Origin of the sequence: Corallococcus sp. AB045, assembly GCF_003668895.1 — a bacterium.
Lineage (GTDB): Bacteria > Myxococcota > Myxococcia > Myxococcales > Myxococcaceae > Corallococcus > Corallococcus coralloides.
Genome location: NZ_RAWN01000072.1, coordinates 22,232 through 42,807, shown reverse-complemented (window position 1 = coordinate 42,807; position 20,576 = coordinate 22,232). Strand labels below are relative to the sequence as shown.

General features: G+C 70.2%; 21 protein-coding genes and 1 tRNA gene. 1 reads left to right on the top strand and 21 read right to left on the bottom strand.

Annotated features, from left to right (window positions below):
- Positions 1–202 precede the first annotated feature (202 nt).
- Positions 203–276: transfer RNA gene (locus tag D7Y21_RS18980), tRNA-Arg, on the top strand.
- A 19-nt stretch (positions 277–295) separates the two neighbouring features.
- On the opposite strand, the gene D7Y21_RS18975 is transcribed toward D7Y21_RS18980, so the two are convergent.
- The 21 genes from D7Y21_RS18975 to D7Y21_RS18875 all read right to left on the bottom strand — a co-directional run bounded on the left by D7Y21_RS18975 (position 296) and on the right by D7Y21_RS18875 (position 20,575).
- Positions 296–1,165 carry a DUF3626 domain-containing protein gene (locus D7Y21_RS18975; RefSeq protein ID WP_121714829.1) on the bottom strand — a complete coding sequence of 290 codons (870 nt, stop codon included), beginning with the start codon at positions 1,163–1,165 and terminating at the stop codon, positions 296–298.
- Positions 1,166–1,172: 7 nt separating this feature from the next.
- Complete coding sequence (locus D7Y21_RS18970) at positions 1,173–2,270, bottom strand: glycosyltransferase family 4 protein (RefSeq protein ID WP_120567754.1); 1,098 nt, start codon at positions 2,268–2,270, stop codon at positions 1,173–1,175.
- 121 nt (positions 2,271–2,391) lie between these two features.
- Entirely contained in the window at positions 2,392–3,675 is a 1,284-nt protein-coding gene (locus D7Y21_RS18965; protein ID WP_120567766.1) for a hemolysin family protein, read from the bottom strand.
- A gap of 84 nt (positions 3,676–3,759) precedes the next feature.
- Positions 3,760–4,143: a response regulator gene (locus D7Y21_RS18960; protein ID WP_120567753.1), complete on the bottom strand. Its 384-nt coding sequence runs from the start codon at positions 4,141–4,143 to the stop codon at positions 3,760–3,762.
- Positions 4,144–4,238: 95 nt separating this feature from the next.
- Positions 4,239–5,090 carry a metallophosphoesterase gene (locus tag D7Y21_RS18955; RefSeq protein ID WP_120567752.1) on the bottom strand — a complete coding sequence of 284 codons (852 nt, stop codon included), beginning with the start codon at positions 5,088–5,090 and terminating at the stop codon, positions 4,239–4,241.
- 61 nt (positions 5,091–5,151) lie between these two features.
- Positions 5,152–6,339: a ceramide glucosyltransferase gene (locus D7Y21_RS18950; protein ID WP_121714828.1), complete on the bottom strand. Its 1,188-nt coding sequence runs from the start codon at positions 6,337–6,339 to the stop codon at positions 5,152–5,154.
- Between the two features lie 87 nt (positions 6,340–6,426).
- Entirely contained in the window at positions 6,427–7,110 is a 684-nt protein-coding gene (gene phoU, locus D7Y21_RS18945; RefSeq protein ID WP_120567750.1) for a phosphate signaling complex protein PhoU, read from the bottom strand.
- Positions 7,111–7,139: 29 nt separating this feature from the next.
- A complete protein-coding gene (pstB, locus tag D7Y21_RS18940; RefSeq protein WP_233592040.1) occupies positions 7,140–7,883 on the bottom strand; it encodes a phosphate ABC transporter ATP-binding protein PstB in 744 nt (247 codons plus the stop codon).
- Positions 7,884–7,926: 43 nt separating this feature from the next.
- Complete coding sequence (pstA, locus tag D7Y21_RS18935; RefSeq protein ID WP_120567748.1) at positions 7,927–8,838, bottom strand: phosphate ABC transporter permease PstA; 912 nt, start codon at positions 8,836–8,838, stop codon at positions 7,927–7,929.
- Positions 8,835–9,830, bottom strand: a complete 996-nt coding sequence (pstC, locus tag D7Y21_RS18930) for a phosphate ABC transporter permease subunit PstC (RefSeq protein WP_199724659.1) — start codon at positions 9,828–9,830, stop codon at positions 8,835–8,837. The genes pstA and pstC overlap by 4 nt, the downstream gene beginning before the upstream one ends.
- Before the next feature lie 58 nt (positions 9,831–9,888).
- Positions 9,889–10,713: a phosphate ABC transporter substrate-binding protein gene (locus D7Y21_RS18925; protein WP_120567747.1), complete on the bottom strand. Its 825-nt coding sequence runs from the start codon at positions 10,711–10,713 to the stop codon at positions 9,889–9,891.
- A 109-nt stretch (positions 10,714–10,822) separates the two neighbouring features.
- Complete coding sequence (locus tag D7Y21_RS18920) at positions 10,823–11,512, bottom strand: response regulator (RefSeq protein ID WP_120567764.1); 690 nt, start codon at positions 11,510–11,512, stop codon at positions 10,823–10,825.
- Positions 11,513–11,811: 299 nt separating this feature from the next.
- Positions 11,812–12,198, bottom strand: coding sequence for a hypothetical protein (locus tag D7Y21_RS18915; protein ID WP_147469323.1), 387 nt, complete (start codon positions 12,196–12,198; stop codon positions 11,812–11,814).
- Positions 12,199–12,393: 195 nt separating this feature from the next.
- Positions 12,394–12,873 (bottom strand): histidine phosphatase family protein, encoded by a 480-nt coding sequence (locus tag D7Y21_RS18910; RefSeq protein WP_120567745.1) that lies wholly within the window; start codon positions 12,871–12,873, stop codon positions 12,394–12,396.
- 65 nt (positions 12,874–12,938) lie between these two features.
- On the bottom strand, positions 12,939–13,394 hold the full coding sequence (locus D7Y21_RS18905; RefSeq protein ID WP_120567744.1) for a DUF1634 domain-containing protein: 456 nt from the start codon (positions 13,392–13,394) through the stop codon (positions 12,939–12,941).
- Positions 13,391–14,254: a sulfite exporter TauE/SafE family protein gene (locus D7Y21_RS18900; protein ID WP_120567743.1), complete on the bottom strand. Its 864-nt coding sequence runs from the start codon at positions 14,252–14,254 to the stop codon at positions 13,391–13,393. The genes D7Y21_RS18905 and D7Y21_RS18900 overlap by 4 nt, the downstream gene beginning before the upstream one ends.
- A gap of 96 nt (positions 14,255–14,350) precedes the next feature.
- On the bottom strand, positions 14,351–14,605 hold the full coding sequence (locus D7Y21_RS18895) for a hypothetical protein (protein WP_120567742.1): 255 nt from the start codon (positions 14,603–14,605) through the stop codon (positions 14,351–14,353).
- The gene (locus D7Y21_RS18890) at positions 14,606–16,372 is read right to left on the bottom strand and encodes a chloride channel protein (RefSeq protein WP_120567763.1); all 1,767 of its coding nucleotides are present in this window, start codon (positions 16,370–16,372) and stop codon (positions 14,606–14,608) included. It abuts the gene before it with no gap.
- 101 nt (positions 16,373–16,473) lie between these two features.
- The gene (locus tag D7Y21_RS18885; protein WP_120567741.1) at positions 16,474–18,069 is read right to left on the bottom strand and encodes a S1C family serine protease; all 1,596 of its coding nucleotides are present in this window, start codon (positions 18,067–18,069) and stop codon (positions 16,474–16,476) included.
- A 180-nt stretch (positions 18,070–18,249) separates the two neighbouring features.
- Positions 18,250–19,200, bottom strand: coding sequence for a metallophosphoesterase (locus D7Y21_RS18880; RefSeq protein ID WP_120567740.1), 951 nt, complete (start codon positions 19,198–19,200; stop codon positions 18,250–18,252).
- 13 nt (positions 19,201–19,213) lie between these two features.
- On the bottom strand, positions 19,214–20,575 hold the full coding sequence (locus D7Y21_RS18875; protein ID WP_121714824.1) for a cell wall metabolism sensor histidine kinase WalK: 1,362 nt from the start codon (positions 20,573–20,575) through the stop codon (positions 19,214–19,216).
- Position 20,576: the final 1 nt, after the last annotated feature.

The window sequence follows — 20,576 nt, the reverse complement described above, 5'->3', positions numbered from 1 at the left end:
GGGTGGGCATGGTCGGGCTCGGGGCAGGGGACGCCGCGGGCGTCCGGGGTGACTCCGTGCAGGCCAGGCAGGCGGCGAGGAGACAAGCGGATAGCAGGGGAGCGCGGTTCATGTCCCCGGGTCTAGTCCATGGCATGTCAGGATTGCGTGCTTGCGTCGTCTGGGGACTTCGGTTACTCCTCCGACACCGGAAAGTGGTTCTGCGCGATTAGCTCAGCTGGATAGAGCGTTGGCCTCCGGAGCCAAAGGCCGCAGGTTCGAATCCTGCATCGCGCGCAGATGTAAGGGCCCGGAATCACTGGGGAAATCCCAGGGATTCCGGGCCTTTGCTTTTGGGCCCTTCCCAGGTCCGTCCGAAGCGGGCCAGGCAATGCCAGACCTTCTTGAGGGAATGGGGCTCCACCGACGCGTCCGCGCGTGCCCGGCCCAGGATGAACGGCGTGAGGCGTTCATCGTCCGCGAGCTGCTCCGCGAGCCGGAGGATGTCGTCACCCCGGTAGCTCGCGTGAGGCCGCAGCTCGCTCAGCGTGAGGGCATAGCCCGGATGCCATTCCACGCGGACGCCCAACGCGAGAGCTTCATCCTCGACGGAGGTTCCCTGGTAGCTGGGGTCGAGCACCAGGGCCTCGATGTCCTCCGGAATCCGGAGGTCTCCATGGACGTGGGCCTCGACGTACCAGTCCAGCGGATCCTCGAAGGGCGTGGCCTCCGCCAGGCCAACCAGCGCCATCCGCTCGGAGGTCCCGAAGCACGTGGGCTCGAAGACGCTGTCCGGGAAGCAGAAGCTGGAGCGGTCCAGCGCTGCCTCCGTCAGCCGGAAGTAGCTGGAGCCGAAGCGCGGCGAACCTCCATGGGCATCGCCGCGGAAGTTCAGCGAGCCGTACTTGGGGCGCTCGCTGCCGTGGCGCGCATCATGGAAGCCATTGAACAGACGGCTCTCCCAACGCCAGCGGGCTCCGTCGGGAAACGCCGTGAGCCCGCCGTTGCTCGTGCGCGTCTCGAACTGGGAGCGGTACCGGCCGTCCCGCCGCATCGCGGTCAGGATGCCGTCTCCCTCGAAGAGGACATCCGGATGGAAGTGCAGGGTGACCCGGAGCTGGCGATCCATGGGGCCGCCCCGGGCCTGCTGGTGGACATGCTCCAGGGCGGGATGACGCGAACGCATGTCCCGCTCAGACGCCCGTCACCTGACGGATGAACGCGAGCATCCGCGAACACGTCGTGTCCAGGTCCATGTGCGCCTCGGCCATGCGGCGGGCCTCCAGTCCCATGGCCTCCAGTGTAGCCGGGCGCTGCACCAGCGCGTCCAACATGTGCGCCAGCGCAGTGTAGTCCCCCGCCGGCACGATGCGCCCGTCCACGCCGTCGCGCACCAGCTCGCCCACGCCGCCCGCGGGCGTGGACACCACCGCCAGGCCCGCGGCCTTCGCCTCCGCGATGGCCCAGGACGACATGTCCGCCATCGTCGGCAACACGAAGAGGTCCGCCGCCTGCGCCAGGCCAATCAGCTCCGGCGAGTTCGGCTGTACGCCCACGTGGACGCGCACCCCCGGCGGCGCCTCGAAGGGCGTGGTCGTCACCAGGTCCAACCGCCAGTTCCTCCGCCGCGTCTCCCGCGCCCAGCGCAAGAGCAGCTGGCCGCCCTTGCGCCCCAGGTCGCCTCCCACGAAGAGCAGCCGCACCACGCCGTCCCGGGGCTTCTTCTCCGGCGCGGGGCGCCACAGCGTCGTGTCCACGCTGGGCCACACGACGTGCACGCTCGCGCCGGGCACGCCGTACTCCTCCACCAGCGAGCGCTTGGTGTACTCCGAGAAGGACAGCATCCCCTTCGCGATGGCGTACGTGCGCCGGTGCAGCACGTTCTTCGCCCGGCCCAGCCAGCCCGCGTGCTGCGTGCGCAGGCCGTAGTAGCGCAGGTATTCCTCCAGCCCGCTGGGCGTCGCGTCCGTGGAGATGACGCTCGGCACGCGGCGCATGAAGTCGTGCGACAGGTGCGCCAGCCGCTGCGTGTGCACCACCGCGGCCCGCACCGGCTCCCGCGAGGAGGCCTGGTTCAGCGCGACGCGGGCCCGCAGCCCTCCGCGCATCGACAGCCGCGAGCGCACCATGGGCAGGTACTCCCAGAGGTCATCCGCGTGTTCGTCGATGGGCAGCCACACCGGCGTGATGTCGGTGCGACGCCCCATGGCCCGCTTGAGGTTGTCCAGGAACACCGCGTTGCCGAGCGTCGTCTCGATGACGAACGCGATGCGTGGGGCTGAGGACTGCATCCGCTGCGCGCGCCTCCCCAGGGCCGGGGTGCCCCTCCCGGGCATATAGGTGCCCGGTGCGGCATCACCAACGGCACCCCAGGGCACCCGTCCGGATTCACACGAAGGGGAGGGACCGCTGTCACGCCTCCGACTGCACGGGCTGCTCCGGCAGGTGGAAGCGCACCTCGCGCACTCGGCGCGGCGACGCCTCCACCACCTCCAGCACCGTGCCGTCCGGCATGGTCAGCTTCGTGCCCGGCTCCGGGATGGCGCCTCCCGCGAGCGCGATGCACAGACCCGCGACGGTGGAGTAGTCCTCGCTCTCCTCCAGCTCCAGCCCCAGCGCGCGATTCACCTCGCGCAGGCTCGCCTCGCCCTGCACCACCGCGAGGGTGGGACCCTCGCGCCGCACCAGCACCTCCGGCGTCTCGGACTCGCTGAGGATGTCCCCCACGAGCTCCTCCACCAGGTCCTCCACCGTCACCAGCCCCACCACGCCGCCGTGCTCATCCACCACCACCGCCAGCTGCATCCGCCGGCGCTGCAGCTCCTTCATCGCCGCGATGGCGCGCATGGACTCCACCAGGAACAGCGGCGGGCGCAGCACGTCCTCCAGGACGATGAGGTTCCCCTCCCAGGCCACGCCAAGGAGGTCCTTGGCCACGATGTAGCCCACCACGTTGTCGATGGTGCCCTCGTACACCGGCATCCGCGAGTGCCCGTGCTCCAGCAGCACCTGGCGGATCTCCTCGTTGCTCGAGTGCCGGCGCAGCGCGACGATGTGCTCGCGCGTCACCATCACCTCGCCCAGCGTCAAATCCCCCAGCTCGAAGGCCCGCGACGCAATCTCCCCCGCGCGCGGATCCAACGTGCCCTGCTTCGACGCCTCCTCCACCAGCTGCATCAGCTCGTCCGGCGACAGGCGCGACTCGGAGAAGTTCGTCTTGTCCCCGAAGAGCTTCAGCACCACGTTGGAGCTCGCGGTGAGGAACCACACCAGGGGCCGCATCACCCACGACAACGCCTTGAGCGGCCGGCCCAGCGTCAGCGCGTACTGTTCGGAGTAGCGCAGCGCCAGGGACTTGGGCACCAGCTCCCCCAGCACCAGCGACAGGTACGACACCAGCGCGACCACCAGCGCGAACGCGACCTGGCTCGCCGTGGCCTCCGGCACGCCCAGCCCCGCCAGCACCCCCGCCAGCCGCTGCGCGATGCTCGCGCCGCCGAAGGCCGCCGCCGTGGAGCCAATCACCGTGATGCCAATCTGCACCGTGGCGAGCAGCCGCTCCGGATCATCCCGCAGCGCGGCCACCGCCTTCGCGGACTTGCTGCCCTGCTCCAGGAGCTCCTTCAGCCGCGTCTTGCGCACGGACAGCAGGCCCAGCTCGGCGCCCGCGAAGACGCCATTGGCCAGGACCAGCAAGAGGATGATGACGAGCTCCGTGACGATGGCGGACCTCCCGGCTGGACCCACCCCGCCTCTTGGAGGCGGGTGACGCCTCCAGTCCTACACCCCCAGCGATTGCAGGAGGAGCGACAATTGGTCGCGACTCGCTCCCTTGGGCAGGTAGTAGTGGGGACCGGACATGAGTGCGCTGCCCACATCCTGCGCAGCCGCGGAGGTGAGGAAGACGATGCGCGGGTTGGTGGACGCGCGTGGCAGCTTCTCCACCACCTCCAGGCCGCTCATCCCTGGCATGTTCAGGTCCAGCAGCATGACGCCGAAGCGCTCGCCCCGCCGCAGCGAGTCGAGCGCCTCCTGTCCGTCCGCTGCCTCGGTGGTCTCATAGCCGAGGTCCTCCAGGCTCACCCGGAGGAACTCCCTCCAGTCCGCGTCGTCGTCCACGACCAGGACCTTCCGAGCCCCATCATCCAGCGCGAGTCGCCCCAAGCATCCTCCTGACTTGAGGAGAACCTTCCGGGGCCCCGCTGGCATTCGCGGCACTTGTACTCAGGGACAGCCTCCAGCAGGCAGCCGGGCAGGCCCTAGAACAGCGCCATGCCCAGCTGTCCCACCAGGTACTGGAGGGCGGGCCTGACGTTGTGGACCGCCGTGCGCGGCTTCGCGGGCTCCGACGCCTGGCACCACGCGGGCTCACCCACCAGCTGGCCGGCCATGTGGCTGAAGACGCGGAAGCGGCCCAGGTCCGTGCTGCTGCCCGAGTTGTAGATGCGCAAGGAGCGCTCGCCCGGGGTGCCCAGGTCCGCTTCGCTGGGGATGTGCCGGTGGCCGTGCAGCACCAGGTCCGCCCTGCCGCCCACGCGCTCCAGCAGTCGGCTTCCCAACGCGAGCTCCGACGCGTGGGGCAGCCCGAACTTCGTGGCGACCCACTCCGGGAAGCTCTCCAGCGGCAGCGGCATCACGTGGTGGTGCAGCAGCACCGCGACCAGCGTGTCCTTCGGCGCCTGCACCAGCGCGCGGTCCACTTCCTCCACGACGCCTTCCGTCAGTTCGCCGTGGCTGTGGAAATAGTTGCGGTTGTGCTCACCGGTGGAGTCCACGCAGACCAGGAAGAGGCCCGCCTTCTCCACCGTGTGGACCTTGCGTCCCTCCATGAAGGCGCTGCCCACATCCTCGCCGGGCCGGTCATGGTTGCCGGGGATGAAGGTGAGGCGTCCGGTCTCCATCCAGGGAGAGAAGTGTTCACGGAAGCGCTGGAACTCGGCGTGGGAGCCGCGGTGCGTGAGGTCTCCCGTCACCACCACGTGATCCACCTCCTGCGCCGTCAGGGCCTTCACCAATGAGGACGCGGATGCATCGCTCTCGCGGCTCATGTCCAGGTGAAGATCCGAAAGATGCGCCAGCTTCAGGGAGGGCATGTTGAAGGAGATAGGCATCGACTCTTCGAGCGGCGAGGGTTGCTGTACGAAGGTTCGTCAAAAGTTGGGCCAGCGTCGTTCACCCCACCCCGTTGCTGGGGATCCACTCCGTCGCGGGAGTGCCACGAGCACGCATCGGCACCAGGCGCGTGCCTGACACCACGCGCAACCGCGTGCCGCGCCAGTCCACCGTGCGCCTGAACGCGCCGTGCCACCATGCGGCGAAGAGCAGCGCGTCCTTCACCAGCACCGCGGGCACCGCGCGCAAGGAAACCGGCTGGGGCCGCAGCGAGCGGAACACCGCCACGTCCACCCAGACCTTGCCCAGCGCCACCGCCAGCGCCGCCAGGCCCGTGAGCGCGGACGGGTGGATCAACGCACCCAGCACCGCGAGCGGAACCGGGTTGAGGAGCGCCTGCGCCATGTACGTCGAGGGCGATACCGCTGTGCGGTGGATGACGCTCCAGCGCAGGTAGCGCTGGAAGAAGGCGTCCACGCTCTTGCGCAGGGACACGTTGAAGACAGGGGCGTGCGCCAGCACCACGCGCTTGCCCAGCTTGCGCGTCACCCACTGGCCAATGACGTAGTCCTCCGCCAGCACGTCCTTCACGGAGAAGAAGCCGCCCAGCGACTCCACGTCCTCGCGGCGCAGCGCCATGGACTTGCCCACCACGATGTCGCGGTCCGCCACGTGCTTCGCGGCGATCATCCCCGCCGCCGCGCTGGAGGACAGGTGCAGGTTGTCCAGGAGCGAACCGAAGCTCTTCTCACCCACCCCCGCCACCGGGTGCGTCACGCAGCCCACCGTGGGGTCCTCGAAGGCGGCGGCGATCTCCTCCAGGTAGCCGTCCCCCACGCGGGTGTTGCTGTCGCTCACCACCCACAGGTCGAACCGGGCCTCGGACGACAGCGTCACCAGCTGGTTCACCTTGGGGTTGAGGCCGGGCTCGCCCTCCTGGAGCACCACGCGCATGACGTGGGGCCACTTCGCCTGCGCCGCCCGCGCCACCGCCCAGGCCGGGTCGCGCGTGTCCTTCACACCCAGCAGCACTTCGTAGTGGGGGTAGGGCAGCCGCGCGAACTGAGCGAGGTTGGCTTCCAGGTCGTCATCCACGCCGCACAGCGGCTTGAGGATGGACAGGCCGGGCTTGTGCGTGGGGCCAGCGGGGACGGCGCGGCGGTGGCGGCGCACGAACAGCGCCTGGAGGAGGAGGGCCAGGAGGCCCACTGCGGACGCGGCCAGGAGGAGGCTGGAGGCGATGAGCATGTCGCCACCCTAGAGGTCCCACAAGGCGGGACCGGGGCGGCGGGGCGGCGGGACGGCCAACTCGCCGTGACACGCCGGTGAAGCCGCCTACTCCAGGTCGCGGCTTCGCGGGTGGCGCACGTCCTTGCCGCGCACCATGTAGATGACCATCTCCGCCACGTTGAGCGCGTGGTCGCCAATGCGCTCCAGGTGCTTCGCGATGAACATCAACGCCGTGGCCCGGCGGATGTTGCGCGAGTCCTCCATCATGTACGCCAGGAGCTCGTTGAAGATTTTAAGGAAGAGGGCATCCAGCAGGTCGTCACCCTTGAGGACGTCCTCCGCCTTGGCCGCGTCCCCGGACACAAACGCGTCCAGGGCCTTCTTCACCTGCTGTTGCGCCAGCTCCGCCAGCTTCGGCGTGTCCACGTACGGCGCCAGCGGCGGCGCCTGGTTCAGGTCCATGGCGCGCTCGGCGATGTTCACCGCCAGGTCGCCAATGCGCTCCAGGTCGGTGACGATCTTCAGCGCCGTGGTGATGAGGCGCAAATCCGAGGCGGCCGGCTGGCGCAGCGCGAGGATGCGGCGGCACAGGTCGTCGATGTCGACCTCCAGCCGGTTCACTTCGCGGTCCGCCCCTACCACCTGCTCCGCCAGCGCCGAGTCGCGGTCGGTGAGGGCGCGGGTGCTCTGGGAGATGAGGGCCTCCACCTTGGCCCCCATGGCGAGCAGCTTCTCGCGCAGGTTGCGCAGGTCCTGCTCGAATGCCTTGTCGGTGTGCGTGGCCGCCATGTCGTCCTGTTCCGTCGCGCGGGAGGGCTTCAGCCGAACTTCCCGGTGACGTAGTCCTCCGTGCGCTTCTCGTGGGGGTTGGTGAAGATCTGCTCCGTGGGACCGCACTCCACCAATTCCCCCATGTAGAAGAAAGCCGTCCGGTCGCTCACGCGCGCGGCCTGTTGCATGTTGTGGGTCACGATGGCGATGGTGTACGTGGCCTTGAGCTCGTGGATGAGCTCCTCGATCTTCGCCGTGGCGATGGGATCCAACGCGGACGCGGGCTCGTCCATCAGCAGCACCTCCGGCTCCACCGCCAGCGCGCGCGCGATGCACAGGCGCTGCTGTTGACCGCCGGACAGGCCCAGGGCGCTTTCCTCCATCCGGTCCTTCACCTCGTCCCACAGCGCCGCGCCGCGCAGGGACTTCTCCACCCGGGCGGCCAGCTTCGCCTTGTCCTTGAGGCCGCCCACGCGCAGGCCATAGGCGACGTTCTCGAAGATGGACTTGGGGAAGGGGTTGGACTTCTGGAACACCATGCCCACGCGACGGCGCAGGTCCACCACGTCCAGGGCGCGGTCGTGGATGCTGCGGCCGTCCAGGAACACGCTGCCGTCGTGGTTCGCGCCCGGGATGAGGTCGTTCATCCGGTTGAGCGAGCGCAGGAAGGTGGACTTGCCGCAGCCGGACGGGCCGATGAGCGCCGTCACCTTGTGCTCGAGGATGGCCAGGCTCACCTGCTTGATGGCCACCTTGCTGCCGTAGCGCAGGGTGAGCTCGCGGGCTTCCATCTTGTTGCGCGGCGTGGCGGAGGAGAGGGGCATGGGATGAGCGTCAGTGGCCGGCCGCGGCCTTGCGGCGCGTGCGCGTGCGGATGAGGACCGCGACGAGGTTCAGGGCGAAGGTGAGCAGCAGCAGCACCAGCACCGTCGCGTACAGCAGCGGGCGGGTGGCCTCCACGTCCGGCGACTGCGTGGCCAGCACGTAGGTGTGGTAGCCCAGGTGCATGAACTGCGAGTTCAGGCTCGTGGGCAGGTCCGGCAGGAAGTACGCCGCGCCGGTGAAGAGGATGGGGGCCACTTCCCCCGCGCCACGGGAGACGGCCAGCACCGCGCCGGTGAGGATGCCCGGCAGCGCGCCTGGCAGCACCACCCGCGCCAGCGTCTGCGACTGGGTGGCCCCCAGCGCGAGGCTCGCGGTGCGCTGCTCCTGAGGCACGGCGCGCAGCGCCTCTTCCGTGGAGACGATGACGACGGGCAGGGTGAGCACCGCCAGCGTGAGCGACGCCCAGAGGATGCCCGGCTGGGCCCAGTGCAGCTCCTCGTAGCCCAGCGCGTGGTCCAGGCCCTTGCCCACGAAGAGGATGAAGAAGCCCAGGCCGAAGAGGCCGAACACGATGGACGGCACGCCCGCCAGGTTCGCCACCGCCACGCGCACCGCGCGGGCCAGGAAGCTGGAGGGCGGTGCGTACTCGTGCAGGTACACCGCTGTCAGGACACCCACCGGCATCACCGCCAGGGTCATGAGCAGCGTGAGCGCCGCGGTGCCGAAGAGGGCGGGGAAGATGCCGCCGCCCATCATCCCGTCCGTGGGCGCCTGGGAGAGGAACTGCCAGGACAGGTGGCTCCAGCCGCCCCGGACGACGTCCAGGAGGATGAGGGCGAGCATCGCCACCATGACAAACGCGGCCAGCCCCGTGAGGGACACGAGCGACAGGCCCACGACCTTGCGTGTGGCGTGCTTCACCCCGCACCTCCCTTGAGCCGCTGGATGACCTTCTTCGTCCACACCCCCGCGAGCATGTTCAGCACGAAGGTGAAGATGAACAGCTCCACGCCAATGAAGAAGAGCAGCGCGTAGTGCGGGCTGCCCACCACCACCTCGCCCATCTCCGCGGCGATGGTGGCGGACAGCGAGCGCACGGAGTCGCCCAGGTTCCAGGACACGATGGCCGCGTTGCCGGAGGCCATGAGGACGATCATCGTCTCACCGATGGCGCGCCCGAAGCCCAGCACGCACGCGGCGAGGATGCCGGGGGCCGCCGCCGGGAGCACCACCTTCCACGCGGTCTCCCAGGGCGTGGCGCCCAGCGCCAGGGACGCCTCCCGGTAGCTGCGCGGCACGGCGGTGAGCGCGTCCTCCGTCACCGTGAAGATGACCGGCACGATGGCCAGCGCCAGGCCCAGCCCCGCCACCACGGCATTGAGCCGGGACGTGAAGCCGAACGCCTCCTGGAGGAAGGAGGCCATGACCATCAGGGCGAAGAAGCCCAGCACCACGGACGGGATGCCGGCGAGCAGCTCGATGGTGGGCTTGAGCACCTCACGCAGGCGGCGCGGGGCGAACTCCGCGGCGAACAGCGCGCCGAAGATGCCCAGGGGCACGGCCACCAGCATGGACACGGCCGTCGTCTTCAGCGTGCCAATGAAGAGCGGAATCATGCTGACCTTGGGCACGTTGGACACCGGCTGCCACACGTAGCCCAGGGGCTTTCCCTTCCGCACCATCTGCGGGAGGAACATCTTGGAGAAGCTGGCCTCCTCGCGCGCCGCCGCGTCGGTCACGAGCGTCAGGGCCTCCTTCGCCACGAAGACGAGGATGAGCACCAGCGCGGCGATGCCCGTGAAGGCCACCGCCGTGATGAGGCCGGCGATGGCCTTCTCCTTCAGCTGGCGCCGGCGTGCCGCGGGCGACAGCATGGGCAGCGCCACTGGGGGCGCGAGGTCCTGCTCCTGCATGACGGCCTGTCTATCCAACATGGGAACCCCGCGCCGGGTGACAATCGCGTGACGCCAACTACTTCACAGGGAAGTAGCCGACCTGGGTGACGATGGCCTGGCCCTCGGCGGACAGCGCGAAGTCGATGAACGCCTTCACCTCGCCCGCGGGCGCCTTGCCCAGGTAGAAGAACAGGTCGCGCGACAGCGGGTACTTGCCGCTCTTCACGTTCTCCGCGCTAGGGGCGAAGGTCTCGTTGCCCTTCTTCACCTTCAGCTCCTTGATGCCCTTGCCGTAGGCGGCGCCGCCGTAGCCGATGCCGTTCTTCTCCTTGGCCACCGCGTTGACCACCGCGGCCGTGCCGGGGAGCGTCTGCGCCTCCGGGGCGAAGTCCTCGCCGCCCAGCACGTGGTCCTTCACGAAGACGTAGGTGCCGGAGGAGTTCTCACGCGAGTACGGGACGATGGGGGCGTCCTGCCCGCCCACGTCCTTCCAGTTCGTCGTGTCGCCCAGGTAGATGGCCTTGAGCTGCTCCGCCGAGAGCGCCTCCACCTTGTTGGTGTCGTTGACGTAGAAGGTGACGCCGTCCCTGGCCACGGACAGCGCGGTGGGCGGCGTGTTGTTGCGGGCGCGGATCTTCGCGGCTTCCGCCTCCTTGATCTCCCGGCTGGACATGGCGATGTCGGTGGTGCCGTTCTGCAGGGCCGCCAGGCCCGTGCCGGAGCCGCCGCCCGTCACTTGAATCTTCGTGGCGGGGTTCTTCTTCATGAACGCCTCCGCCCAGCGCTGGGCGAGGATGACCATGGTGTCCGAGCCCTTCACCGTCACCGTGCCTGCCTGGGCGGTCAGCGGGAGGACGGCGAGCCCGAAGGCGACGAAGCTTGAGAGCAGAGTCTTCTTCATGAGGTGTCTCCTCCCCGAAGGGTGTCGAGGCCACGTGACGATCTATGGACCCGATGTGGCCGTTTGACGGCCCTTGCGTGACAAATGGGTAACGGTAGCGGGCCCCTGGTTACCCGGCTGCCGGGTCCACGATGCGATAGCCCACACCGCGCACCGTCTCCAGGAGGGCGCGGGCAGGGCCCAGCTTGTCGCGCAGGCGCATCACGTGCGTGTCGATGGTGCGCGTCTCCAGCGCGCTGGACAGTCCCCAGACCTGCTCCAGCAACTGTTCGCGGGTCTGCACCCGGCCCAGCCGGGCCATGAGGTACTCCAGCAGGCGGAACTCCAGCGCGGTGAGGGGCGTCTCCTTCTCCTCCACGAAGAAGCGGTGCTGGGTGACGTCCAGGCGCAGGGGGCCCAGCGCCAGGGGCGGGTTGCCCTCCTGGGGCGAGGACGCGCGCCGGAGGATGGCCTTGAGCCGGAGCACCAGCTCGCGCACGGAGAAGGGCTTGACGACGTAGTCGTCCGCGCCGACCTCGAAGCCTCGGATGCGGTCCGCCTCCTCGCTCTTCGCGGTGAGCATGACGATGAGCACGTCACGCAGGCGGGGGTTGGCGCGCAGGTGGCGGCAGACCTCGATGCCGGACAGGTCCGGCAGCATCAGGTCCAGCAGCACCACGTCCGGGGTCTGCTCCCGCGCGGCGGTGAGCGCCGCCTCCCCGGTGAAGGCCACGCGGGTGGTGAAGCCCGCGCCGCGCAGGTTGAAGTCGATGAGCTCCGCTAGGTCGCGCTCGTCGTCGACGATGAGTACGTGGGACATGGCGGGCACGTACTGTGCGCGCATCGCTTCGCGCCTACGTGACGCGCCGGCAACAAGTGCGTCACGTCCGTCACGGGAAGGTGTGCGCGAAATACGACGGGCGCGGACGGGCCCCGGGGAGAAGGGGGACGGGGCCGTCCGCGCCGCTTGTCCTCGCCCGGGTTGCGCGAGGCCACCTTCGGCGTGCGGTCCAGCGCATCCGCGCCGTGGCCGCCGCCATTCTTTCTGTTGGGCACCCCCCGCATGGCGGCGTCCACGCCGCGCGGCTCATGGGCTTGAGGCGCGGGGGTCGGCGGACGTCAGACGGCGGCTGCTTCGTCCAGGCCACTGCGGCGCGGCAGTTGTTTGCGGCGCAGCGTGATGCCTGGCTCATCCGGAGCGTCAGGCGGGGCCACGGGGGCCACGCCGCGCAACGCGGGCTGGAGCGAGGCGAGGAACGCGGCCAGGCCGCATCCGGTGGGGACCGGTTCGATGAACAGGCCGCCCGAACGGCGGTGCTTCTCCGCGAAGACCTTGATGCCAACGTCGGCACGGTGGTGGTCTTCCTCGAAGGGGCCCTGGTTGGCCTGCCCCTGGCTCATCGGGACGATGGGCGTGAAGGGCTTCGAAGGCGCCATCACCCCGGGCAGGACCCCGAGTCCGATGACGACCAGTGCCATCAGCAGCAGCTTCAGCAGGCTGCTCACGCGTGCCACGACCGACGCGCGCGCGTGCTCCAGGCCGTGTCCGGCGCCGGGAACCGCGAGGGCTGTGGCCTGGGAAAAACGCATGTCTCGCTGGAGCACGAACATCCTGACGGAGCGTGTACTCCTGCATGCGACGGGGGTGCTTCGCAAGCCCCCGTACGGGGAAACCGCATCTTTCCAAACCCGCGAGGGTGATCACGGGCGCCGCAGGGAACGCCCCGGCGCCGCCATCCACTGCAGGGTGAATTCGCCCCCTTCGGGCCGCAGGGCGACCGCGCAGCCCTTGCGGAGCTTGTCCGGCAGGGCATGACCCAGCGCGAGCGCGGCGGCGCGCTCCAGCGAGGGATTGTGTCCCACCAGCGCCCAGCCCGGGCCCACGTCGCGCGCCAGCTTGAGCACGTGGCGGGCCGCGCCCTTCATGGGGACGAGCGCGGGGTGGACCTCCACGTGGGACAGGCCGAGCGCGTCCGCGAGCAGCTCCGCGGTCTGCACCGCGCGCACCAGGGGGCTGGTGATGACGCCCATGAGCGGCGTGAGGCGCGTGAGCTTCTTCGCGTGCTGACGGAAGGCGGCGCGGCCCTGGGGAGTGAGGGCACGGGCCTCGTCGCCCAGGGCGTGGGAGTCCTCGGCCACGGCGTGGCGCACGAGGAGGAGGGGCAGATCGCGTTCGGCCATGGGCGCGCGTTGTAGTGCGTTTCGCGCCCGTGGGGATGTGACGAACGGGTGGACTGCTGAGTGGACTACTCCACACCGCCCAGGAGGAAGGCGATCAGGAGCAGCGCGAGCACGCCGGTGGTGATGGCGGCGAAGGCGCGGTCCCTCTGCGCGCGGAAGATGCCCAGGGACAGGGCCACGCGCAGCACGGGCACGGTGATCATCACCAGGAGCCCCGCCATCACGAAGGACTGGCCGCGCACGGCCATGACACCCTCGAAGACGTCCGTCAGCTGGTGCGGCGCGTCGTCCGGCGAGGTGAGGCGCTGGAGCGCGTCCGAGGACGAGAAGTAGTCCGGGTGCCGGAAGAAGGTCATCACCATGCCGCACACGACGAGCGACAGGCTGAGCAGCACGCCGCCGCGCAACAGCTGGCTGATGAGCAGCTCCGGCGTGAGCGGCACCACCTCCTGCTCCGTGACGGCGGTGGTGGTGGCGGCCGTCTCCCGAGGAGACGGACGTTCGGCGGATTCCAAGCTCATCCGTGGATTCCCTTGGACAGCATCTCGTAGGACACCCACAGCAGCACGGCCACGAAGAGCCTGCGCAGGGAGCCGCTCTTGAGCTTCGTGAGGTAGCGCGAGCCCGCGAACGCGCCCAGCGTGACGCCCACGCAGACGGGGCCGGCGATGAACGGGTCGATGTCGCCGCGCGCGAAGTAGATGCCCGCGCTGGCCGCCGCCGTGACGCCAATCATGAAGTTGCTGGTGGCGGTGGAGACCTTGATGGGCAGCCCCATCGCCAGGTCCATGGCCGGCACCTTCAGCGCGCCGGAGCCGATGCCCAAGAGCCCGCTCACCGTGCCCGCGATGTACATGAGCCCCAGGCCCATGAGCGGCCGGTGCACGCGGTACGCCACCTCGCCGCCGGTGGACATGTCGTAGTAGCTGCCGTGCAGCGCGAGCCGGTCCGCGAGGGCATCCGGCGGCGGCTCTTCCCGGGGTCTGCCGTCCTCGCGCAGCTTGCGCAGCATCGCGAGCGCCGAATAGGCCATCACCGCGCCGAAGAGGAAGTACAGCGCGCGGCCACCCACCGCGCCCGCGAGCATCGCGCCCGTGACGGCGCCCGCCACGGTGGCCAGCTCCAGGAACATGGCCACGCGCATGTTGGCCAGACCGTCGCGCACGTACGCCGCCGCCGCGCCGCTGGACGTGGCGATGACGGACACGATGGAGGCGCCCACCGCGTAGCGGATGTCCACCTTGAGCACGAGCGTGAGGACGGGGATGAGGATGAGGCCACCGCCCAGGCCGAGCAGCGAACCCAGCAGGCCCGCTCCAATGGAGACGCACAGCACGATGGCGACGAAGTTGAACGGAGTGGCATCCACGGCGGCGGCCATCTTCCTCCCGGCCCTCCCGCATGCAAGCGCTTCACGCACAGCCCGCCTGGTTGCCCGCCCTGGACCGTCCCCCCAGTGCGAGCGGACGGTGGGCCTTCAACGTTGCCGGGGCGCGTCGGACGGCTTCGTGTCGTGTGACGGAGGCGTGTCCGGGGGCTGCGGCATGGGCCAACCCTGGAAGAGCGGCCAGCCCCGGTAGGGATTGCCCCGGGTGGGTTCTTCCGTGGGTTCCGTTGGCTCCAGGCGCTGACCGGGGTGCGGTGGCGTGCGCAGCAGCACCCACGCCAGCACGACGCACAGCAGGCTCATCGCGACGATGCTCCACGCTCGCGTGCGGGGCTCCAGCTCCATCTAGAAGCGCCCCCGCTTGAGCAGGTCGCCCTTGGAGAGCGAACCCAGCAGGTGCCGGCGTCCGTCCACCACGGGCAGCCGATCCAACTCCGTGTGGCCGAACCGCGCGGCCACCTCCGCCAGGGACAGGTCCGGGGTGATGGGCTGCACCCCGGTGTCCATCACGTCCGCGGCCACGGTGGCCTGGAGCAGCGAGTGGTCCGGCAGGTGGCCCTTGAGCGCGTCCAGGGTGATGACGCCCAGCAGGCGCCCCTCCGCGTCGGTGACGTAGAGGTCCGCGCCCGCGGGCTGCTCCAGCAGCAGCACCACCACCTCGTTGAAGGGCGCGGAGGGAGGCACCCGCTGCGTGGCCGGTGACAGCAGCGAGCGCACACCTTCCTCGCGCAGCCAGTGCGGCACGGAGGCGGGCACACGCACGTCGCGCTTCGCGAGCACGGACGTGTAGAGCGACTCCGGCTCAAGCCGGCGGCTGACGACGGCGGCCACCACCGCGGCGAGCATCAGCGGGAGGATGAGGTCGTAGTCGCCGGTCATCTCGAAGATCATCAGCACCGCGGACACGGACGCATGCGTGGTGCCCGCGAGCACCGCGCCCATGCCGAGCAGTGCGTAGGCCCCGCTGGGCGCCGCGCCACCCGGAAGCGCCCGCTCCACCAGCATCCCGAACGCGCCGCCCAGGAGCGCGCCGAAGAAGAGGGAAGGGGTGAAGAGCCCGCCCGGCACCCCCGCGCCCGCGCACAGCGACGTCACCGCCAGCTTCGCCAGGGGCAGGATGAGCAGCAGCGTGAGGGGCAGCGTCCCGTGCAGCGCCATGTTCACGGAGTCGTAGCCGTTGCCCATGAGGTACGGCCCGGCGATGGCGGTGGCGCCCACCACCGTCATGGCGACCAGCGGCATGAACGGGGTGAGCCACGACGGCAGCCTGTCCAACAGGTCCGACGTGAAGTTGATGCCGCGCACGTAGAGCGCGGAGGCCCCACCCACGAGCACGCCGAGCAGCAGCGCCAGCACCAGTTCACGCGGGTGGGTGAGGGCGTAGTGGGGGATGACGTAGCTGGGGTGGTCCGCGATGAGGGTGCGCGACACGAGCGTCGCCACCACGCACGACACGACGATGGGACCGAAGAGCTCCAGCGCGAAGCTGCCCAGCAGGACCTCCAGGCCGAAGAGGGCCGCGCCGATGGGGACGTTGTACGCGGACGCGATGCCCGCCGAAGCACCGCACGCCACCAGCACGCGCGCCTGGCCCGGCCCCAGCCTCAGCCACCCGGACAGTGCGGACCCGCTGGCCGCGCCCGTCTGGAGGAGCGCGCCCTCGCGGCCCAGAGGCGCCCCCAGCGCCACCGCGAGGATGGACACGAAGCCGCGCAACAATGCGCGAGGGAAGGGCAGCCGGCCGGACTTCACCCAGATGGATTCGATGATGCCCGCGGTGCCGTGGCCTCGCAGGGGCTGGCCCACCACCAGCGACACCAGCGTCACCAGCGCGCCGCCCAGCACCGGCACCAGGAACCGGCGCCAGCCCGGCGACGCGAGCGCCCCCTCCAGGAAGTGCTCGGAGCTCGTCTGCCAGAACAGGTGCTGGGTGAAGCGCAGCACGGCGAGCAGCGCCACCGCGCCCAGGCCGGAGATGAGGCCCACGCCCACCACCAGCACCCAGAAGCGCCGCTCCTGTCCCAACAGGCCCCGGAGGATCCGCCGCAGCCAGGGCGAGGGCTCCCCCGTCCTCAGGTCGGGATGAACGGCTCCGGATGCGGGTTCGGGCATGGCCTCCACACCTGTCCAATGTACGGAGGCGGGAAGGGCCTTCCCGAGACCGCGCTGTGATTTCCGGCGGCTCCCGCCCGGCTGGCTGCCCCTCGGACGGGCTACCGGCCCGACGGGGTCCTGGCCGCCTTCCCCTGCGTGCTCTTCGCGGGCTGGCGCGCACCGGAGTCACGGGGTGGCGCGCTCGCGGGGGCCTGTCCCGCCGGCTCACCCGTGAGGCCCAGGTGGATGCCGGGCGGCGGAGGGTTCTTCAGCACGGACTCCGTGCGCGTCGCGGGCTCCGTGTCGTCCGGCGCGAAGCGGTCCGCCAGCTCCGCGACGGCGTCGCTCAGCTCGCGGTGCGCGACGATGGTGCGCTCCAGCGTCTTGCCCAGCCGGGCCGACGTGTCGAAGGTCTGCCGGGATTCGTCCGAGCCCGGCAGCGAGTCCTGGTACGAGAACGTCAGCGTCGCGTCCCGGCGCAGCGCATCCAGCAGGCGGGCCAGCTGCTGTTGCAGCTCCGCGTCCTGCTCCGCGCGAGGGCGCTCCAGCAGGCCCCGCTCGCCCCCGAACCAGACGCGCCCCACCTTCCCGAAGCCCTCGTCCGCGGAAGGAACGGGCAGGTCCTCCAGCACGAGCAGCGGGTGCACGCGGCGCGGGAAGTCCTGTTCATACAGCGCGAAGAGCAGGGTGCCGTCCGCGCGAGGGAACACCGCCGCGGTGCGCGAGCCGAAGGGGAAGAAGGGCGTGGCGGACACCTCCGCGCGCTTCGCCACGCGGGCGCGGGCCAGCGCGTCCAGCGGCGTCGTGTCCTCCATGGCGCGCTTGGGCGTGCGGCGCAGGTTGTTCATCAGGTCGCGCGCCTGGTCGATGCCCACCACCACGTTGAGCGCGCTGCCTCGCGAGTAGCCCGCGTGGTAGACGCCCACCAGCTCGAACTCGCCCGTCTTGCAGGAGATGGCGAGCACGGGCGACCCCGAGTTGCCCTGCGACAGGAGCGCGTCGATGACGAAGTCGTCGTGGTACCACTCCTTGTACTCGTCGCGGTCGTAGGCGGAGATGACCTTGCCCATGTTGGTGGCGTTGAAGACGCCCAGCGGGAAGCCGCGCACGTCCACCACGTCGCGCTCGCGCACGGCGGCGCTCCGGCCCACCTTCCATGGCATCACCGTCAAGGGCGCCTTGGACTTGATGACGGCCAGGTCCAGCTGCGGATCCACCACCGCCTTGGACAACGGGATGTCATCGCGGTCGTAGTGGTCCGCCTCGTTCTCCACGATGCTCAGGGCGTCCTTCACGCGCTTGCAGCCGGAAGCCACGCCGTCCACCGGGCGCGCGTCGCTGGTGACGTCCGGCCACTCCACGACGTGCTCGTTGGTGAGCAGCAGCGTCTCCCCGGCCTGCTGCTTGTACGCGAACGCGGTGCCGTGCGCGGACACCGGCGTGCGCGTGCGGCGCACGTTGCCCTCCGCGCCGTAGGACAGGCACTCGTACACGGCGGTGCTGCGCACGCAGTACGTGTACTTCTTCTTCATCGCCTGCTCGAAGGCCCGCGCCTTGGGGGACAGCGCGGCGTAGCTGTCCGCGTATTCGCCTTCGCAGTACGGCGCGGGTGGTGGCGCTTCCACCGTGGGCGGCGGAGTCGCAGGGGGAGCCTCTGCTCCGGCGGCGGTCAGGGACACCGCCACCACCGACAGTCCGACCATCCACCCGACCATGGCCCCTCCCGCGTTGTCGTCGCCTCAGGTGTTGCTAAGTCCCGGCGCGCCCACGTGCATCTGTGCGTGCGGGAGGCCGAGCGGATTTCGTGGTGCGAAAAGCCCGCTGTCCGTCAGAAGTGACGGCGGGCCTGTCCATTCCCGGACGGGCCGGCCCTACGCACACGGTGGGCGTGGGCCTCACCCGTCCAGGTCGTTGAGCGCGTCGGGCGGCAGCGGCGAGGCGCCTGTCACCGTGCCGTCCAGGTCCAGGGGCAGCGTGGACGGATCGACTTCTGGCGGAGGGCTGTTCTCGAAGGGCGCGGCGACCGTGGGGCGAGCGCCACCTGTACCCGGAGGCGGACGCAGCACGGGCCCCGGAGGAGGCAGCCCCGAGTGCCGCCGCGCGGCCTCCATCAGGGCGTTGTGGTGGCGGTACCTTGCCTCCACGAGCTTGTGGATGAGCAGCGGCCCCCCGGGCACGCGGCGCGCGGTGAGGGCCTGGGTGGCCTTGCGCACCGGGTAGCGCACGCGGCGGATCTGCACGCGCCAGCCCTTGGGGGTGAAGGTGAAGACGCCGTAGGCGGGGCGCAGGTCGCCGTCGCGAGGAATGCCGGCGCTGGCCACGTCCGCGATGAGCATCCGGCCCACGCGCCGGCGGTAGGGGAAGTGCAGGTGCCCGAAGGCGCACGCGGCCGCGTCCAGGTGCGTGAAGAAGCGGCGCACCGCGACGTCGTCCAGCGTGGGGTCCAGCGACTCCTCCAGGTTTCGGGGATTCGCGTGGCAGATGAACAGGTCCTGTCCCTTGCGCGGCGTGTAGCGCAGGGAGAAGGGCATCTGTCCCAGCTGGTGGAGCAGCGTGTCGCCCAGCTGGTCGCGCGTCCAGCGCAACAGCTCCGTCTTCCAGTGGTCGCGCTCGCGGTACGCACCGCCCAGGTAGTTGCCGGCGAGGTACGCGTCCGTGTTGCCCATGATGAGGGCGTGGCACTTGCTGAAGAGCAGCTCCACCGTCTCGCGCGGGTGCGCGCCGCGCAGGGCCAGGTCTCCGGCCGCGACGATGTAATCCGGCGCCACCGATTTGGTGATGTCGTCCAGCACGGCCTCGCAGGCCGGAAGGTTCCCGTGAATGTCCGCGAGGATGGCGACCCGCATGGCCGCCCCCATCCTAGCCCGTCGCCGCCGTCGGGCCAGCCGCCGCGGGTAGAAAAATGACGAAGGTACTGCCCGCGTTCGGCTGGCTCTCCACCTTCACCTCGCCATCCATCGCGCCCATCAGGTGCTTCACGATGGAAAGGCCCAGTCCCGTCCCCCCCATGTCCCGGCTGCGGCCCTTGTCCACCCGGTAGAATCGCTCGAAAATCCGGGAAAGATGCTTGGGCTCGATTCCCACGCCTGTGTCGCGCACGCGCACGACACACCGGCCGGCCTCGTACGCTCCGTCCACGTCCACCCTGCCGCCCGCGGGCGTGTACTTCACCGCGTTGTCGAGCAGGTTGAGGAGCACCTGCTCGATGGCCCGCCCATCCCCCATGGCCACCAGCTCCGGCGGCACGTGCAGCCCGATTTGCTGGTTCTTGCCCTCGGCCTTGGGGCGCACGCCCTCCGCGGCGCGGGAGACGGCCAGGGCCAGGGGCACCTCCGTGCGCTGGAAGGTCATCTCGCGCGCCTCCAGGCGGGAGAGCTCCAGCAGGTCCTCCACCAGCTCGGAGAGGCGCTCGGACTGACGGTGGATGATCTCCACCATCTTTGGCGCCACCTGGGTGTCCTGGAGCGCGCCGCCCTGGAGCGTCTCCGCGTAGCCGCGGATGGCGGTGATGGGCGTGCGCAGCTCGTGGGAGACGTTGGCCACGAAGTCCTTGCGCACCTTCTCCAGCCGGCGCAGCTCCGTGACGTCGTGGAAGACGGCGGCGCTGCCGGGCAAATCCCGCCCCACGGGCGTCACGCGCACGGCCAGGGTGCGGGAGTACAGCCCCTCGAGCGTCAGCTCCAGCCGCGTGGAGGCGCCCTCATGGCAGGCGCGGGCCACCGCGTCATTGAGGGCCTCGTTGCGGATGAGCGCGAGCGGCCGCTGGCCCACGATGGCGCCGTTGGCGGGCAGGAGCATCTCCGCGAGCGCGTCGTTGTGGCGCACCACGGTGCCCTCCGCGTCCGTCACCCAGAGCCCCTCCGCCATGCCATCCAGCACGGCGGTGAGGATGCGCGCTTCCTGATTGAGCGCGGCGGCGCGCATGGACAGCTTGTCGTCCAGCGTGTCGATGGCGTCTTCCAGCTGCGCCAGGTCGTCCGTGCGCTCCAGGCCCGCGGGCGGCGCCACGTCCACGCCCGCCGCCAGCGACTGCGTCTTCTGGGTCAGCGCGCGAAGCTGGCGCTCCATGGCCACGCGGCTGGTGCCCAGGGCCAGCGCGGAGCCCGCCAGCGTGACGAGCCCCGCGGCGAGCGCGCCCGCCGGGTGCCCGAAGAGCACGAGCAGCGTCGCGACCAGCAGGGGAGGAACGAGCAGGGCCAGGAGCGTGAAGCGCAGGGGCATG